This window comes from Agriterribacter sp., from assembly GCF_035445465.1.
GTDB lineage: Bacteria > Bacteroidota > Bacteroidia > Chitinophagales > Chitinophagaceae > Agriterribacter.
In genome coordinates, this window is the sequence record NZ_DAOMQT010000015.1 from 44,051 (window position 1) to 61,421 (window position 17,371).

13 protein-coding genes are annotated in these 17,371 nt (G+C 41.9%); 6 read left to right on the forward strand and 7 right to left on the reverse strand.

Translation table 11 applies throughout. From position 1 onward, the window contains the following. Positions 1–46: 46 nt before the first annotated feature. The 4 genes from PLE34_RS09930 to PLE34_RS09945 all read right to left on the reverse strand — a co-directional run bounded on the left by PLE34_RS09930 (position 47) and on the right by PLE34_RS09945 (position 5,118). Entirely contained in the window at positions 47–1,183 is a 1,137-nt protein-coding gene (locus PLE34_RS09930; protein WP_324556380.1) for a FecR family protein, read from the reverse strand. A gap of 106 nt (positions 1,184–1,289) precedes the next feature. Beyond that, positions 1,290–1,895 carry an RNA polymerase sigma-70 factor gene (locus tag PLE34_RS09935; RefSeq protein ID WP_324556383.1) on the reverse strand — a complete coding sequence of 202 codons (606 nt, stop codon included), beginning with the start codon at positions 1,893–1,895 and terminating at the stop codon, positions 1,290–1,292. A gap of 131 nt (positions 1,896–2,026) precedes the next feature. Next, positions 2,027–2,365: a nucleotide pyrophosphohydrolase gene (locus PLE34_RS09940; protein ID WP_324556385.1), complete on the reverse strand. Its 339-nt coding sequence runs from the start codon at positions 2,363–2,365 to the stop codon at positions 2,027–2,029. A 257-nt stretch (positions 2,366–2,622) separates the two neighbouring features. Then, positions 2,623–5,118 carry a DUF5686 family protein gene (locus PLE34_RS09945; protein WP_324556386.1) on the reverse strand — a complete coding sequence of 832 codons (2,496 nt, stop codon included), beginning with the start codon at positions 5,116–5,118 and terminating at the stop codon, positions 2,623–2,625. 249 nt (positions 5,119–5,367) lie between these two features. On the opposite strand from PLE34_RS09945, the gene PLE34_RS09950 reads away from it, so the two are divergent. Genes PLE34_RS09950 through creD form a run of 3 tightly spaced genes read left to right on the forward strand, consistent with a single transcriptional unit; the run spans position 5,368 to position 7,732 of the window. Continuing rightward, the gene (locus tag PLE34_RS09950; RefSeq protein WP_324556387.1) at positions 5,368–6,006 is read left to right on the forward strand and encodes a hypothetical protein; all 639 of its coding nucleotides are present in this window, start codon (positions 5,368–5,370) and stop codon (positions 6,004–6,006) included. 48 nt (positions 6,007–6,054) lie between these two features. Then, a complete protein-coding gene (locus tag PLE34_RS09955; protein WP_324556388.1) occupies positions 6,055–6,354 on the forward strand; it encodes a winged helix-turn-helix domain-containing protein in 300 nt (99 codons plus the stop codon). A 52-nt stretch (positions 6,355–6,406) separates the two neighbouring features. After that, entirely contained in the window at positions 6,407–7,732 is a 1,326-nt protein-coding gene (creD, locus tag PLE34_RS09960) for a cell envelope integrity protein CreD (RefSeq protein WP_324556390.1), read from the forward strand. A gap of 29 nt (positions 7,733–7,761) precedes the next feature. Here creD and PLE34_RS09965 read toward each other — a convergent pair whose 3' ends face one another. Continuing rightward, positions 7,762–11,100, reverse strand: coding sequence for a hypothetical protein (locus PLE34_RS09965; RefSeq protein ID WP_324556392.1), 3,339 nt, complete (start codon positions 11,098–11,100; stop codon positions 7,762–7,764). 120 nt (positions 11,101–11,220) lie between these two features. On the opposite strand from PLE34_RS09965, the gene PLE34_RS09970 reads away from it, so the two are divergent. After that, entirely contained in the window at positions 11,221–11,862 is a 642-nt protein-coding gene (locus PLE34_RS09970) for an MBL fold metallo-hydrolase (RefSeq protein WP_324556393.1), read from the forward strand. A 244-nt stretch (positions 11,863–12,106) separates the two neighbouring features. On the opposite strand, the gene PLE34_RS09975 is transcribed toward PLE34_RS09970, so the two are convergent. Continuing rightward, positions 12,107–14,296 carry a hypothetical protein gene (locus tag PLE34_RS09975; RefSeq protein ID WP_324556394.1) on the reverse strand — a complete coding sequence of 730 codons (2,190 nt, stop codon included), beginning with the start codon at positions 14,294–14,296 and terminating at the stop codon, positions 12,107–12,109. Between the two features lie 220 nt (positions 14,297–14,516). Between PLE34_RS09975 and PLE34_RS09980 the strand changes: the two genes are divergently transcribed. Both PLE34_RS09980 and PLE34_RS09985 read left to right on the forward strand, forming a co-directional pair. Further along, a complete protein-coding gene (locus PLE34_RS09980; protein WP_324556396.1) occupies positions 14,517–15,197 on the forward strand; it encodes a response regulator transcription factor in 681 nt (226 codons plus the stop codon). Positions 15,198–15,339: 142 nt separating this feature from the next. Next, positions 15,340–16,389 (forward strand): sensor histidine kinase, encoded by a 1,050-nt coding sequence (locus tag PLE34_RS09985; protein WP_324556397.1) that lies wholly within the window; start codon positions 15,340–15,342, stop codon positions 16,387–16,389. Positions 16,390–16,635: 246 nt separating this feature from the next. On the opposite strand, the gene PLE34_RS09990 is transcribed toward PLE34_RS09985, so the two are convergent. Further along, positions 16,636–17,265 (reverse strand): polysaccharide deacetylase family protein, encoded by a 630-nt coding sequence (locus tag PLE34_RS09990; protein ID WP_324556399.1) that lies wholly within the window; start codon positions 17,263–17,265, stop codon positions 16,636–16,638. Positions 17,266–17,371 lie beyond the last annotated feature (106 nt).

Consider the following 17,371-nt stretch of genomic DNA (forward strand, 5'->3'; position numbering starts at 1 on the left):
GGCGGGGAATGTTAGCGCATTTCCCGTTCTTTGTTTTTAAAAAAGATCAGTTCCTGTATATTTCTATTTCATTGTGATTGATTTTAAATTGAAAACTATTGGTGAGTTGCAGCGCCAGCAAGGCCTGTTGTATGGTTTCGTGCTCAAAAATGCCCTTAAACCGGTAATGGAGTAAATTTTCATCCCGGATATTGATCTTTACATCGTACCATCTTTCCATTTTATCGGCCAGTTGCCTGAAAGTGTCGCCCTCAAAAATGAGCTTGTTATAGATCCACGAAGTTTCAGCTATCAGGCTATCGGCCTTGTTTTGGGGCAATGCGGCTACAGCAATATCACGCTCCGCTGTATAAGCTTTCTTTTTATCCCTGCTATTGGCAGTGCCCGGCTGCGGCAGTGTATTTTTTACTTCTTTGCTGAACACCAGCTTTTCGTTGGGATGAAGAATGATGCCGGGAGAAGGATCATTTTTACGCATTACTTCAATCATACCCCTGATCAGGGTAGCTTCAATTATAGCATCTGCAGGGTACGATTTTACATTGAAAGCAGTGCCCAGCACCTTAACATCAATTCCGGAAGTATGTACTATAAACGGCCGGCTGCTGTCTTTTACTACGTCAAAAAAGGCTTCCCCTTCCAGCAGCACTTCACGACTGCTGCTTTTAAAGCTGCTTTTGTAAGTAAGCCTGCTATCCGCATTCAGCCATACTTTGGTTCCGTCCGGCAGGATCATGGTTTTTCTGCTGCCTTTTTTAGCCACTACTTCGCTCATCATGGCATCATGCGTGCTGGTTTTTATCTCTTCTTTCAGATAAAAAGCATAGATCCATGTTAGCCCGCCAATAATAAGCACCGCGGCAGCGGCGTATATCCATCGTTTCCATTGTTTGCGCGGAGTTTCGGCATAGTGGTATGCTTCCTGTACTACTTCCTGCTTCTCTGTACTTTCGCCCGGATGAGCGGAGGAATATAGAATACGTTTAAACATTTCCTGCGAATGTTTATCACTTATTGGAAACTCAGCGGACCCCTGTTCCCAGTATGCAGCAAGCATCTCGTATATATATACGTCATTAAAATGTTCTCCCAAAAACTCATGAAGTTCACGCAGCTCATCGTTTGTTGCCTCTCCTGCCAGTTTACGTGCTATCAATAAGTATAAGCGATCGTTTTGTTGCATGAAATAATAGCTGTGGTTAATAAAAAAGACAGTTAAATGAAGTACATCTACTAAAGGAACAAAATAAATTTTCCGGGAAGCAAAATGGCGGCCTATCCCTGCGGGATTATTCTTTAGATTTCAATCCCCCGGAGGAAGCAATGGGGAAATCAATATCTGAGCGAAGCCGGGTCATTATTTTTTTAACGGCAATTGCCATCTGCGCATCAATTGTATTGATAGAAATATTAAGGATATCGGCCACTTCCCTGTATTTCAGCTTATCTTCTCTTACCAGCTTAAAAATTATTTTACAACGGGGAGGAAGCGCTTCCACGGCACGCTGGATCTTTTTATATAGCTCAGCAGTGATCATCAATGTTTCAGGAGAGTTGATTTCCGCTACTTCAATATCAATATGATCAAAAGGCTGTGTAATGTTTTCTTTGGCCTTTTTAGCGAGGAAATTGAGCGACGTGTTTTTTGTAGCCGTATATAAATACACTTTAATATTACGTATATCAGTAAAATTTTTCCGGGTCTTCCATATTTTTATAAATACGTCTTCTACAACTTCTTCCGCAGCTTCTTTGGTTTTTACAATAGCAAAAGCAAAGTGATACAGTTTCTTATAGAAGCAGTCGTACAGTTTTTTAAATGACTGCTCATTGCCGGCAGCAATCTGGTGCATTAACTGCACAGGTACATTTGTAATATCACTACGGCTATCCATAAAAGCAATCTCCTGAATCAGGCAAACAATGATAAAGCATTATACCCAAATGACAAGATACCCGGTATATATGCTGCGTATGCGTAAGTTACAGAAAAAAGCGCTGTATGGGATAAATGGGGTGCCCATTGCTACCGGGTGTTCAGCTTATCATTTTGTTTATGCCTTTGCGCATCGCGAAGCGTTTTCTTTTCGAAATTCTTTTGCAGGGCTGCGGTTAAGTTCACCCCTGTTTGGTTGGCCAGGCAGAGCAAAACCCATAATACATCGGCCATTTCATCACCCAGGTCCTTTCCTTTATCGCTATCTTTAAACGACTGTTCTCCATATGAGCGCACCATCAATCTTGATAGTTCTCCTACCTCTTCCATTAAGATTCCCAGGTTGGTGAGCTCGCCAAAATAGCGTACCCCCGTTGTTTTTATCCAGTCGTCTACCTGTTGCTGGGCCTGCTGCAATGTTATTTCCATAAAGGATTTATTAAAGATCAAAGATATGCCTCACCCTCACCCTCTTTCCCTCTCCCCGAGCGGCGAGGGACGGTGCTTAATAATAACACCAGGCATAGGTCCTTCCATTTCAACTATTGAACAAGGCTGTAACTGATACTATAAACCACAAATCATAAACCCAACATTGAAACGGACCCTGGAACCTGTAACCTGCAACCCGGATCAATCTCAAATCTACTCATGTTACAAACTATAAACCACAAACCATAAACTTTCTAAAACACCACCCGGAAACTCCCAAATATGCCAAAACGTTCAAAGGTTTTTTCGGGCAAAGGCCGCGGCAATACTTTCCAGATAAAATCGAGCCGGAATACCTTAAAAATATTATCCACTCCTGTTCCTATTTCCATATAGGGCTTTCCGTTAAGACTTTTAAACTCATTGCCGTTGTTGCCAAAATTATAATTTTTGTTGGATTGGCTTAAATCGCCCCAAAACACTTTAGCGCCCCAAAACTGTCTGAATTTCAGCATCCGGGTTAAAGGGATAAAACGAAACAATCCATTTCCAATATTGTGCTCTACATTAATGCCCGCATACCAGTCTGTCAGATATTCGTAACGGCTCATCATGTTAAAAGCATATTTGTTATAATACCATAAATTATTTCCCGGCGGAATTTCAAGCAGGGTATAAGGCAGCGTACCAAATACTTTGCCGGCATAAGCGTTATAATAAATACTGCCGTACGGCGCTATCTTTTTATAATCCGATACGCTGCCGCCAACCTTATGATAATTATAGCTGCTCCCGAATACGCCGGATATTCCTTTAGAGTAATGCGCTTCCACAATAGGATAATCACTGCCAATGCTGATCCGGTAAAAATTGCCATCGAGGAATTTTTCAAGATAAGCGAACCGGAGTTTTATTCCCATTTCAAAGCTGTTCAACGCCTCACCCCCGTTGGTAACAGGAAAACTATCTTTTACAGGAAGATTCGACAAAGGAGTAGACCGCCTGCGCAAACCATTAAGCGTAACCGAAAAACCACTGTTCCATTCCTTAAAATATTCCAGCTTTTCCTGCTCTATTTTTATATACCTGAGCGGCACATTGGGCTTTCGTAAGGCGATCGCAAATAAATTATCACTTCCCACCTCGTCATAATACACCTGCCCGTTATCAATATCGTTAATAAAGGAGCCCATTAATGTGGAGCGGGGCGATTTATTGAACAGGTATAAACCCTGTAACCTTCCTTTCCATTTTTGATCGGAAAAGCCATAAGCCAGGTAACCGGTGAGGTATATCTTTTTATTAAACCCGGTATTGGTTCCCAGGTCAAAACGCAGCCTCAGTCCTTCATACGCGTTGGCGGTTATCCAGTTATACCAGGGACCAATTTCGTAATTGCCTACATTTTTATACCCCGTGCCAATAAAGTATACCAGGTCGGTAAACCGCTGGAAGCTGGGCATTTCCATAAGGGTATCAATCATCTTATAAATACCCTTTTCCGTTTTGGTTAGTGCTTCGTGCCGGGCATCATGCCAGTATGCATCAGAATGTTTGGATGCAGAATCGGATATTACTACTTCCTCCCGCAGCTTATTTTTCTCCAGCTCTGCAGCAACGGATGTATCATTGATGACAATATTCCGGTAGGTGCTGGTTTTTCGTCCGATAAAATTCAGGCGGTTCTTATCTAAGAAAATAAAATCTGCTATAAATTTATCTTTCGCCAGGAACCACACGGAATCGTTGATGAGCTGGTATTCCTGAACAAGATCAAGCTTTTCAACAAAATTCAGATTGGCCAGCTCCGAAACGCGGAGATTCATTTTCATTACGGCATACGATGAGTCGGCAATCCACGCGTCACCGATAAAGGTATTCTCACCTTTATGCTTTGGCATAAACACAAAATGGAAAAAGCGCCTTCCCCCTATATATTGCGTATCCGGAACGGTATAACGATAGTAAGCGGAACCATAATCGCTGATGGGGCTGACAAAGTCCTTATCAAAAACCGGTATAAAGTTTTTATATACATTTACGTTCTGGTACATACCGCCAAGCATTTTACTAATGCTCGGGTTATTAAATCCCATCGTTTTAACCGCTTTAAATACCTCCCTTGTTCTTTGCGGCTTTCTTTGATAATAATAATCCGACAGCGATTCAGTTAAATAGAGCGGCAGTATGGGCTTGCTTTCGCTTGTGGAGTCAATGTTTTTATAAATAACCGATTTAAATGGCTTCAGTAACGGGAACCTGATCAGCTTGTTATTGGCGGCATCGTTCAGGTCGGCTTCCAGTTTATTATATAGCTCATAAGAGAAATTATCAAACCGCGACCGGTCGTTAAACGGTTTATGCTGCACTATTTTACGCCACATGATCATTCCTTTGCCGATCTTGCTTTTTATGATCACTTCTGCATTGCTCTTTCCTCTTTCCATTTCAATGATCACCTGTATTTCTTCCAGCGTGGTATCTATAGGTAAAGCATAATCTTCAAAGCCAACAAAAGTAACCATAAGGGTATCGGAAGGCCAATGGGAGAGGGTAAAGGAAAAGTTGCCGGCGGAGTCGCTCAGGGCGCCGATGGTAGTGTTTTTGAATTCGAGCGATGCAAAAGGTATCCGCTCTTCACTATGCGCATCCTGGATATGCCCCGATAGCTTTTTAACCTGTGCCGCAGCACTGAATGAAAAAACAGTTGAGAATACTATGCTACTAATAATCAGCCTTTTCCAGCCCATACACGCAAAAGTAAACACACTGCAAGGTATAACGTACAATAGTTTTATAATATTGGGATTGTGTTAAGAAGCTTCTTTTTCTAAAAGCGTATTATATAAACGAATAAGCATTCAGCATTTTTAAAACAGGAGCGCTATTGCGTTGCAAACGTTGCCTGGTACCCATGCTCTGTTCCCCAAATCAAATAAGTATAAAAAAGTTTGCAGATATCAGTTTTTAATATTTACTTTGAAATTCAAAGCACTTTTATGGAGCAAGAACATCCGGCATTAGACGCATTAAAAGATATTAAACAAATGATGGAACGCAGCAGCCGTTTTATCAGCCTGAGCGGATTAAGCGGCGTGGCTGCAGGTATTTGTGCGCTCACCGGGGCCTGGTTTGCTTACCAGGTTATTTCAGGCAACAACCCCGTATATAAAGAAAGCTATGATTATGGTAGCCTTACGCTCGGTAATATCATGAAATATAAACTCCCTGCCATTGCTTTGCTAACATTAGGTTCGGCCATCTTAACGGCCTTCTTGTTTACTTACATAAAAAGTAAAAAAAGCAACACGCCGATCTGGGGCACTACCTCCAAAAGATTGATACTGAATTTTTGCATCCCTTTATTTGCCGGAGGCGTATTTTTACTGCGCATGACGGAATTGGGGTATTTTGAGATGATCGCCCCGGGATGCCTTTTGTTTTATGGCATAGCCCTGGTAAATGCCGGTAAGTATACTTTGGGTGAAGTGCGGTATTTGGGATATGGGCAAATTGTATTAGGATTGATTGGTTGCTGGTTCCCCGCGCTTGGCTTATTTTTCTGGACCCTCGGATTTGGTGCATTGCATATTCTATATGGTTCATTGATGTGGTGGAAATATGATAAAAAAAGATAAAAGATGCAGAGCTTGCTTTGTTCTGCTTCCTGTTTGTAAAAAAATGGCATGAAAAATCCGATAGGAAATTTAAATAAAATATTTGACAGCCGTATACGGTTGGGTATTATGAGCTCACTTATGGTAAATGAGGAGGTAAGCTTTAACCAGTTAAAAGAAATCATAGCTGTTACCGATGGCAACCTCGCATCACATTTAAAAACGCTGGAGGATAATGGATTCATTAAAGTGCAAAAAGGATTTATCGGGCGTAAAACCAATACTACCTATGCGGTTACCAAAGCCGGGGAACAAGCATTTAAACAACACTTAGATGCACTCGGGGAGATGATCAGGCTAATGAAGTAAATTTTTTTTCACCATATACTTTGAATTTCAAAGTACTTTTAAAAATTAAAATATGGACACAACAAGCGCACTCCATTTTTTGTCGGCCCAGCGGCTTACCATTAAAGGCATTATTGTAGCCTTCCTCATCCTGTTTATGCTTATACCGGCAATATTCATCATGAACCTGGTAAGCGAAAGAGCGGACCGGCAGCAGGCCGTTGCTAAGGAAGTAAGTTCCAGGTGGGCTACTAATCAAACCTTTACCGGCCCTTTACTGGTAATACCTTACAGGGAAAGCGTTAAAACAGACGATGGAAAAACAACCGTTTATAAAAAGTATGCTTACTTTTTACCGGATCTGCTAAAAATAAACGGGGAACTGCAACCACAAATAAGACACCGGAGCATATACGATATCGTTGTATACAGAACAGATATGCAGGTAGAAGGCCATTTTAGCCCCGTGTCAACTCAACTATTGAATATACCAGAAGAAGATTTACAGTTGCATGAAGCCTTTGTTTGCATAGGGTTAACTGATTTCAGAGGTATTGAAGATCAGCTCAGCCTTTTATGGAATGAGACCAGCGCTGTTTTTAACGCGGGCATGCCGGATGACCGTATCATTAAAAACGGGTTGCACACGCCTGTTGCAATAGGTTATGATGATCTTACAAGATCAAATACTTTTAAGCTGCAATTGCATTTACGGGGTTCCGAAAATTTGTCTTTCACACCTGTGGGCAAAACCACAAATGTTAATATTACTTCTGCATGGACCAATCCTTCTTTTGATGGCAGTTTTTTGCCTGTACATACCCCGGAAATTAACGACAACGGTTTTAGCGCCGGATGGAAGGTGCAGCATTTGAACAGGAGCTACCCACAAAGCTGGAAAGATGGCAATTACAATGTAGCGGATTCTAAGTTTGGCATTACCCTTTTACAGCCGGTTGACTCTTATGCAAAAACAATGCGTTCCGTTAAATACGCCATCCTTTTTATTGCGCTCACCTTTGGCCTGTATTTCTTTCTTGAAGTGTTGCAAAAACGAACCGTGCATCCCATACAGTATGTGCTGGTAGGACTGGCATTAAGTATTTTCTATACTTTGCTGCTTTCTATTTCCGAATACACCGCATTTAATATCGCGTATAGCATAGCGGCTTCGGCAACAGTTGCGCTCATTACACTTTATACGAAAAGCATATTTCATCAATGGAAAATTGCGGCGCTGTTTGGCGCTTTGCTTACCGTACTTTATACCTTTATTTTTGTATTGCTGCAACTCCGGGATGGCGCTTTGCTTTTTGGGAGCATAGGCTTATTTATATTACTGGCTGCAGCCATGTACTATTCGCGAAAAATAAACTGGTATGGGCAGCTAAACCAATAAGGTCTAAAAGACCTTATTGGTTTAGCTTTTTAAAAATCCAGCCCCAGAGAAAAGTACCATACCGGCCTGCCATTAAAGAACCCGCTCATGGGCCAGCCGGCATCCACGCGGAGAAAATAGCCCAGCAAAGTACTTCTCAAGCCGAAACCATAGCCCCCAACAAAGGGGCCTACACCATCACCTTTAAAAGTGACCTGTACCGTTCTATCATTATTCACATAGGATATGTAGGGACGGGTCATTTTGTTATAAGCACCGTCCCAGGCAGTACCCAGGTCAATGAACTGCACCAACTGGAAGTTTCGTAAAAAAGCATTGTTTATAGGCCGGCTCAGCAAAGTAGTAAACACCGGCAGGCGAAATTCGCTGTTGATCACAACCGCGTTATTGCCATTGGCCGCATTTTGCCTGTATCCTCGGAGATTTACCGCTAACGACTGGTATGCATAGGTTTGATTGGATGCGGGCTTGTTGGCATCATTGAACTTGGGAGCGATCCAGCTATCCGTGCCACCCAGGTAATATAATATCTTCTGGCTGCCCCATGAAATATCCACGGCGCCTCTTCCCGCCCATATAAAATTGCGGTAAATAGGATAGTAATACCGGATATCGGTGCCTACATTAAAAGTAAACTTGCCCTGCTTGTTTTTGGTAAGATCGGTATTAATGTCGGTATATATTTTATACCGCAGCCCGTTCCAGATATTCAATGCCGGGTTAATGCTGTTGTCATGCACATATTCAAAATGAGTAAGCAGCGAATTTTTAACCGTATCGCCAATGGCCAGGGCCGGGGGATAATTAACAAAGGTTTTGATAGCTACCCTGTCTGTCCGCAGCGCAACATGCGCACGCAGGCTTCTTACTTTATCCCATGGGTAAGAAACATTAACCTGGTAGATACTGGAAAATAATTTATTCGGCAAAGCGCTCAGGGGGAAGTCATCCTGCTTATAAAACGGGTAATCGGTTACAGTAGAACGATAGTACGTAAGACCCCAGTCTAACCGCCTGCGCATATTATAAAAGCTGAACAGCACATCTTTATCATCAAGGTTCAGCCCCAGCCGGAAGCCACCAATAAATTTGATGTCTTCAAAAAGATCGGAGACCCCAATCCTTACAATACCGTTTAAATTTGAGTTGCCATTCGTAAGATATATAGGCCCGCCGCCACCGCCATAAGGCTGCCAGCGGGTCATTAATACGGAATTATTGAAGCCCGAAACAGAATATTCCGTTGCAAACTTCAGCCTGTAATCGTATAATTTAGCCTGAGAAAGCGTTGTTTCTTCCACCGGCTGGTCATTGGCATCAAATACTCTTCCCTGAATGGTACTATCCGGCTCATCACTTTCAAATTCGCTTTGAAAAACATTCCCCTGTCTTTGGGTGGTATCAACCGTTACCGGCTGGTAAATGGTAGCCGCACCTTTCACTATCTTATCCTGCTCCATCACTTTTTTCATATATTCCGTAGGCCGCACATTGATGTTTCTTCTTTTGAGCGCATCATCATTTACTTTGAGCTTGTATAATAATTTCAGATCACCTTCCTGCCGTACTTCAGATACCTGTCCGCCATCACCCGCTATTCTTGTTTCCTGTAAGCCGCTTTGGTAATTGGTGATCGGAAAGGCATAAGCCGAATCGGTGGTAACTGCCATATAGCCTATTGAATCGGGCTCGTTTTTGTTCCACACCTGAAGTGTAGAGTCTAATTCAGCATTTTCGGGATTGCGTAACAGCTCATCTCCGATCCTGTATATGGTATCCACTCCGGCCTTGCGGGTAGTAAAGAATCCCGCATACCGGTTGGCAATTCCCATTTCATCATTTACAAATGTAAAATGGTTGGTATTATACTGCATCGGGTAACGTGCGTTGCCGTATTTTACATGGGTGAGCTGTGAAATTTGCCTGAATTCAGTTCTGTTCCAGTTATCAACTAAAAAAATATTGTACGGATTGTTGGATGGCAAAGCCGTATCGCTGTTAACGGCATTGCCCGACGGGCGGTTGGACGAAAAAATGATACCTGTTCTGTTGGGAAAAGCTACAAAAGAAGGATCAAGGTCGTCATACACATCATTCGTAATCTGTTCCAGTGTTTGTTCGTTAATTTTATATACGAAAATATCGGAGTAACCATTTTTTACGGCGCTGAATAAAAGGGTATTCTGATCCAGCATATATTTTACATCAATCACCTGGTCAAATTCCTGAGGTAGCTCCTGCTTAAATGTTTTGAGCCGGGTTGTAAGGTCAAAAACAAACATTCTAAGCTTATTCCTTTCACTGTATACTACTACCAGCTTCGAACCTTTGGGGTCCCAGGCCAGTTGGGGATAGTTGGGATTGATCTCATTTTGATTATCGAGCACGCCCGACTTCAGTAAAATCTTTCTTTTAAATCCAAAATCTTCCAGTTCAATGCGATAGATTCCTTTTTTAAACCGTACCACGGCATAAGTGCTGTTGCGCGGGTTGGGATTAGCCTGGAACCGGTAATAATCCAGGTTCCTGTTCACTTCTTCTATAGCCACAACGCTTCCTTTGGGAGCGTTACGCCTTCCTCTCAGATCTTTATAGTATTTGTCGGACTCTTTTTCCATGAACTCGTTCAATACTTCCTTAAATTTTTTCTTGGTTACTTTTAAGCTGGCCGAGTTCAGGCTTTTATATATTCTTGCCAGGTAAAGAAAATAAGTAACATTGTCTTTCCGGTAATTATCCGCTATAAAGCGCCAGAAAGCATGCCCGGCAAGTTCTGGCTTATCAAATGCAAACTGGTAAAAGGTTCTGTAATTACCCGAAAGCAGGGCAGATTTTAACTGGTCGTCCAGACCGGGGTTCCAGTTTTCGGCGGCGTACATGATGTATCCTTCGGTTAGCCATTTAGGTAAGTCAAGCAGGGCCTGGTTACTGGCAAACTCACCGAGGTCGTCGCCAAACAATAAGTTTTCAAGCAAAACCTTAGCTATTCCCTGCCTGATCTGGTTTTTTAAGCTTTCGTGATCGCCATTAAAATAAACGATCATTTTATTATTTACAAACTTGGTAACGCCGCCTGTATTCTGCCAGTCAATACCCAACCCGATATTAGATTGCTGCAGGTCGTTAAAATTATTATATGCAACAATATTAATACGGCGCTGGGAACCATACTCCACAAAATCCTCGAGCCCCGGCAGTTCTTTTTCTGCTAATTGTGCCGCATATTTTCCAAGTGCCAACCCGTTCTGACTAAAATATACATTAAAGTTCCTGGTTTGATAATACCGCCATTTCATTTTTTCGTATTGCACCCTGTTTTTTCCAAATTCCACCGCATTTACCTGGGCGAATGCCTTCTGCCGCATCATGAATGAAAGCGTAATCCATATTAAACATCCAATGTAATACCGTAGCCTGTTCCGTAAGATTCCCATAATTTCGTACATTCTTATATTAAAATTAGCGTTTTTAAGGTACAAAAAAACATTATGCTCGCTGTTAAAGTTTTCATATTTAGCCCGGTGCAGGAGAATACCTACCTGCTTTACAATGAACAGAAAGAATGTATGATTATTGACCCCGGATGTTATTATGACGAAGAACGGGAAGAACTGTCATCATTCATAGCGCATAAAGCTTTAACGCCTAAGTTACTGTTAAACACCCACTGTCATCTTGATCATGTTTTCGGCAACAAATGGGTTGCAGAAAAGTACGGATTAAAACTTCACCTTCATGAAAAAGAAAAGCCGGTATTAGACTATGCCCCTGCCTCCGGATTAATGTGGAACCTGCCTTTTGATAATTATAAAGGTGACGTAATATACTTACGGGAAAATGATACCGTAGCGTTGGGCGCCGATATGCTTGAAGTTTTGTTTACGCCCGGGCATTCACCGGGCAGCATTGCTTTTTATTGTAAGCAGCAACAGTTTGTTATTGGCGGTGATGTATTGTTCAGGATGAGTGTTGGGCGAACAGATTTGCCGGGCGGAAACCAGGATACCCTGCTCAACAGCATACGCACCAAGCTTTTTGTTTTGCCCGATGAAACCATTGTATATCCCGGTCATGGAGAACATACTACCATTGGGTTTGAAAAAAAGCATAACCCGTATGCGGGAATTTGAAGAACTATCAGGTTCAGGCTTAAGAATTTGAAATTTGAGATCTTAGATTTGAGATGTATGCAGGTTACATGTTTTCAAGTTGCATGTTTCAGGTTTTCCGGCTTCGGATTTAATATTTGAATTTTATTTGGTTCTTGTGATTTGCTTTTTGGTGCTTTGGATTCCCTTCGGATTTCGAAATTCCTGCTTCGGATTTGAAATTAGAAATTACATTTGTTTCTTGTTCTTTTGCATCCTCTCCCCTTCACTCTATACTTCCCATTTGCCGGGTATATGCTTTAATAAATAAAGCGCCCAGGTTTTTATAAGGCGGTATATAATTATCGAATCGCTCTTTGGCATCGCCTGTTGGGAACTGGGCGGCCAGGTCTTTCCATATAGGCAGCCATTCAATATCTTTTCCTTCTTTCAGGTCGTCGTTGATGGCTTTAAGAATGGGTTCATTAATAATTCTTGTGCCTACTTCCTTTGAAGAAATAATATGCGCGTCGGGACATGTTTTCAGCACATCGTCTAAGTTATGAAACCCGCCACAGGAGCCTAATATAACTATTTTAGAGGAAGGGGGGAGGTTACGGATCGTAGATCCTACCCAGTAACTGTGTCCGCGGTGTATGGTTATTCCGGGTTCAAGATTGTTTTTTTCCAGGTACTGCCGCAAACGCGTTTGGGCAATGGAGTCTAATCCCTTTTCATAATCTAACGGGAGATTCGCATAAATGAAAACCGGTTTTCCTTTGGTTGATTTTATTTCCACCCATTCGGCATTGCGCTTTACTTTCCATTCGGCGCCCGTAAACATCGTCATAAAATTGGCGTAGGATTCTTTACCGTCCTGGTCTCCGTAAAAGAAAACCTGTTGTACGATCCGGCCGCTGTCATCCAAAAGATCTTTATAATTCACCCGGTATACAGGCGGTATGTTCAGCTTTGCGGAAACATCTATGCTGCTGTCCTCCGATGACTGGAAAATAATTTGTAAAATATCATAGATAGCGATAGCCCTTTTTTCGTGTTTATCCCTGGCCTGCAGCAGGTTCTTTTCAATTTCCTGGTCTATCAGCTTTTTTACCAGCGGGTTTTTTATGCTCCCGTACGAATCGGCCACATCCACCGCGTCTTCAAGGGTGCCGCTTTTTTCGAGTCCTCTTACAAAAGCCATCATTAAACGCTGCGAATTACTGTCGGGCATGGTTTGCAGAAATTCATCTAACTTATTATAACCGGCGGCCAGCCTGATGAACTTCTTAAAGCGGTCGAACCTAACGCTCATCAGTAAGCTATCACCAGAAGGAACAGCCATGCGTTGCATCATGCGGTTAAATATTCCTTTATAGCTGGAAGTATACATCACATCTTCTCCCAGCACAATCAGGTAATACAACTCCTGTGGGGTGAGCGGGTCAGTAATTTTAAATCTTGCATTATCAGGCAGGTCGTGCAGGGCGTTCACCTGGTCTATAAATACATTTTTAGCCCTATCCTGCAGTTTAAACAATAATTTATCGTAAGCCAGCGGAGTATCTTTTTTGATGAGCCTTTCCGCATAACCAATCTGTGTTTTCACCAGCAACCGGTAATACAGCAGGTTATCATCCATGGCATTAAATATATCGGGCATGGTTAGGCGCCCGTGCACAATTTCGTCAAGAAAGGGATAATATTGCTGCCCGCTTTTACTGCTGGCAATAGCCACTATCGCCTTAACAAGCGAATCGTTATTTCTCCTGATCAGGCGGCCTGCCTGGGTACGCGTGGCTGCGGCGTAATCGTACAGCTGGTTGGGATTCCGGTACGCTGCCACCCTTACAAGACTGTCTGCAAAAGGAACGCTATAGTACTGCTCCAGCATGGCCAGCGTTTTATCAGGATTTTTCTGACAGAACTTCCTGAACAAAATGACCCGCGACGCCTCAAATCCCTGGTTCTCATACATCGCGCTTCCGCTGCCATTAATATTGATGTTGCCTACTTCGTAAGAGGCGTTTTCAACAATAGAGCGGATATCCTGGTTTTTGATATCCGCCGCCATCAGGGCTTTATAGTTTTCCAGTAGCTCCTGTGCAAGTACGGCATTAAAGGTTTTGGTACGCCAGCCGGCATTGAATCCCCGGAGAAGATTTTCCAGTCCGCTCAGGTATTTAACTTTTAGCCTGTGATCGAGCCGGGTACCTGATTCTATGGAATCTTTCAAAATATTTACCTCTTTTATTAATGCATTGGTAACTAATGTATTAATAGCCTTATTGGCTGAAGCATTAACCCATTCACCGTTTCCGCCGTTAAAACGGAGGGCAAGCTGTTGCTCTTTCTCAATATTTTCATGATAACGAACCCGGGCTATATCAACTTTCTTTTTTAAAGTATCAATATGGGCGTTTGCAGCTTCAGAAAAGAGAAATAGTAATAGGAGTATAGATATCGTCTTATACATATAATATTGAACTGCTACAAAATTAAGGATAATAGCTGAAGGAGGCTTGTTGCCCTGGTTCCGAACAAAAAGCACTTATTTAAGGCCACCAGTACCTCTACCACCTAACGTTAACCAAGAGAATTTAGTGCCAAACCCCGGAAATGGATTAACAATTTCATAATCCGGGCTTTTAGGTGGGTATACCCGCCGGGATTATTTTTGCGTAAACATATTGTTAATGGATCAGAAAGGGAAGAAAATACTGATTGCTGATGATGAACCGGATATACTGGAAATTATCAGCTACAACCTGGGAAAGGAAGGATATGAAACCATTACGGCAAAGGACGGAGAGGAGTCCCTTCACAAAGCAAAGCTTTTTAAACCCGATTTGATTGTGCTGGATGTTATGATGCCCAATAAGAACGGCATGGAGGTTTGTAAAACACTGCGGTCATTACCCGCCTTCCATGATACCCTTATTATATTTCTTACGGCTTTAAATGATGAACTATCGCATATCAGGGGGCTGGAGTATGGCGCAGACGATTATATAAGCAAACCGGTAAGTCCTAAAGTATTGGTTTCCAAGGTAAACGCCCTGTTCAGAAGGGTTCAGAAACCTGAAAATGATAAAATTTTGCAGGTGGGAAATATTACTATTGATCCCGTAAAATTCATTGTTCTTGTTGATGAAAGGGAGGTAACATTAGCCAAAAAAGAATTCGAGCTGCTTCACCTGCTGGCTACCAAACCGGGAAGGGTATTCCTCCGCAATGAAATCTTAAGCCAGATATGGGGAACGGAAGTAATTGTAGGCGACAGAACAATTGATGTGCACATCAGGAAGATACGCCAGAAACTGGGCATAGATTGCATTACTACCGTAAAAGGAGTAGGGTATAAGATTGTAATTTAAAAAAGGTATAAACTGCCAACCCACCCCCGCCCCGGAACCGTATATTATTTTTTGCCGGCTGCACATAATAAGGTATATTAAGCAGCACCTCCGGAATAAAACGGGGGAATGCTGCCATCTGATACCATAATAATTATACAGTATGCTCACTACAAAAAATATATCTCCCCGCCAGTTGGCGGGTTTTACGGCTTTCTTTATCGCACTTCCGGTTGCCGCCGGCATATTTTTCCTGAAGCCCTTATGGTGGGTGTTTTTACTGGCTTTTGCCATCATTATGAGCGGAAGCTATGCGCTCATATTATATACGCTTCAGCGGTTCATTTACCGGAAAATAAAACTCATATATAAATTCATTTATCAAACAAAAGCCAGTAAAAGAGAGGAGTTCTATTACAAAAGCCTCCTTCCCCAAAAAAGCATAGATGAAGTAAGCGCGGATGTAGAAAAATGGGCCGAACAAAAGAAAAAGGAAATAGAGGTATTAAAAGCAAATGAAGCTTTCCGTAAGGAGTTTTTGCAAAATTTTTCGCATGAGTTAAAAACGCCCATTTTTGCCATACAGGGATATATAGAAACCTTATTGGCCGGCGCTATTGAAAACCCGGAGGTAAGCACAAAATTTCTTAGCAACGCATCCAAGAATACTACCCGGTTAGTAAACCTGCTGAGCGACCTGGACGCCATTACGAAATTAGAGAGTGGTGAGCAAATATTGTATAAAGAGAATTTTGTAGTGCAGGATCTGATACGTGAGGTGTTTGATTCACTTTCATTACTGGCTGCTAAAAGGGATGTTAAACTGGCCATAAAGAAAGGCTGCGAAACACCCATCACCGTTTTTGCCGATAAAGAAAAGATAAGACAGGTGTTTATTAATCTTACAGACAATGCTATCAAATATGGCAAATCAAGCGGTAATGTAACGGCCAGCGCCTATATAACAGATGAAAAGCACGTGCTGGTAGAGGTTAGTGATGACGGTATTGGCATCAGCGAAGAACATATTCCGCGTATAGCTGAAAGATTTTACCGGACAGATGCGGCCAGAAGCAGAAAGGAAGGAGGAAGCGGGCTGGGACTGGCTATTTGCAAACATATTATTGAAGCGCACGGACAAAGTATCCATATCCGGAGCAAACCGGATGTAGGTACTACTTTCGGTTTTACTTTGAATGCAAAAAAAGACTAATACCGGGAAAGAAAATCAAATCAGGTAAAAGAGCCATGTGAAATTACGTGCATTACCGTAAAAATACGGCGTAAAGGCTTGACAGGCCTCATTTTAAACATGAAAAATCTTGCAAAAATCAAAAAACATTGTAATTTAGTCCTAGTTTTCATAGGGTACGGATTAAAAACGGGCCAGGGTTTCCACCCAGGCCCAATTTAATAATATGTTTTTTTCTGATCTGTCTTTCTTCTGAAAACAAGGTTTTTACAAATTAATTTTCTCAAACCTGTATCCTTGTTCTGCAAAATGTATTAATACTTTCGGTAATGCATAGGCTAAGTTTGTCCATGCTTTTTCACTGTCGTGAAAAACAACAATGCTGCCCGGCTTAGCGCCCAATATTACATTTTTTAAACAGGTTTCGGGTGTAACCTGCGTATCAAAATCCGCGCTCAGTACCGACCACATAATTACCTGCATTTGAAAAGCATTCCTCACATGTTTGATCTGCCATTTGGATATTTTTCCATAGGGTGGTCTGAATAAAGAAGAATCAATATATTCCCTTGCGGCGGTAATATCTTTCAGATAAGCCAGGTCATTCGTTTTCCATCCGTTCTTATGATTAAATGTATGGTTTCCGGTGCTGTGTCCTTCATTTAAAATCCGTCGGTATATATCAGTATGCTCTGCCACATTTTTGCCAATGCAAAAAAAAGTGGCTTTTGCATTGTGCTTCTTTAATTCATCCAATACAAAAGGGGTGGCCTGCGGATGGGGACCGTCATCAAAAGTGAGGTATATTACCTTTTCATTTTTATTGGGCGGCATTTCCCATACACATGCCGGGTACAGCTTTTTCAACCACCACTGTGGTTTAATTAAATAAAACATCAGCTGATTTTTATAGAATTAATCCGTTTACTATCCATTTTGCCACAGTCTTACATCATTGATTTATCCATTGCTTTTTCTATAGCACTCAAAAGAAGGCTAAGGT

Bases quoted from the DNA above. Each gene is read 5' to 3' on its own strand.
- PLE34_RS09930 (WP_324556380.1), bottom strand. From the start codon at position 1,183: ATGCAACAAAACGATCGCTTATACTTATTGATAGCACGTAAACTGGCA.
- PLE34_RS09935 (WP_324556383.1), bottom strand. From the start codon at position 1,895: ATGGATAGCCGTAGTGATATTACAAATGTACCTGTGCAGTTAATGCAC.
- PLE34_RS09940 (WP_324556385.1), bottom strand. From the start codon at position 2,365: ATGGAAATAACATTGCAGCAGGCCCAGCAACAGGTAGACGACTGGATA.
- PLE34_RS09945 (WP_324556386.1), bottom strand. From the start codon at position 5,118: ATGGGCTGGAAAAGGCTGATTATTAGTAGCATAGTATTCTCAACTGTT.
- PLE34_RS09950 (WP_324556387.1), top strand. From the start codon at position 5,368: ATGGAGCAAGAACATCCGGCATTAGACGCATTAAAAGATATTAAACAA.
- PLE34_RS09955 (WP_324556388.1), top strand. From the start codon at position 6,055: ATGAAAAATCCGATAGGAAATTTAAATAAAATATTTGACAGCCGTATA.
- creD (WP_324556390.1), top strand. From the start codon at position 6,407: ATGGACACAACAAGCGCACTCCATTTTTTGTCGGCCCAGCGGCTTACC.
- PLE34_RS09965 (WP_324556392.1), bottom strand. From the start codon at position 11,100: ATGATGCGGCAGAAGGCATTCGCCCAGGTAAATGCGGTGGAATTTGGA.
- PLE34_RS09970 (WP_324556393.1), top strand. From the start codon at position 11,221: ATGCTCGCTGTTAAAGTTTTCATATTTAGCCCGGTGCAGGAGAATACC.
- PLE34_RS09975 (WP_324556394.1), bottom strand. From the start codon at position 14,296: ATGTATAAGACGATATCTATACTCCTATTACTATTTCTCTTTTCTGAA.
- PLE34_RS09980 (WP_324556396.1), top strand. From the start codon at position 14,517: ATGGATCAGAAAGGGAAGAAAATACTGATTGCTGATGATGAACCGGAT.
- PLE34_RS09985 (WP_324556397.1), top strand. From the start codon at position 15,340: ATGCTCACTACAAAAAATATATCTCCCCGCCAGTTGGCGGGTTTTACG.
- PLE34_RS09990 (WP_324556399.1), bottom strand. From the start codon at position 17,265: ATGTTTTATTTAATTAAACCACAGTGGTGGTTGAAAAAGCTGTACCCG.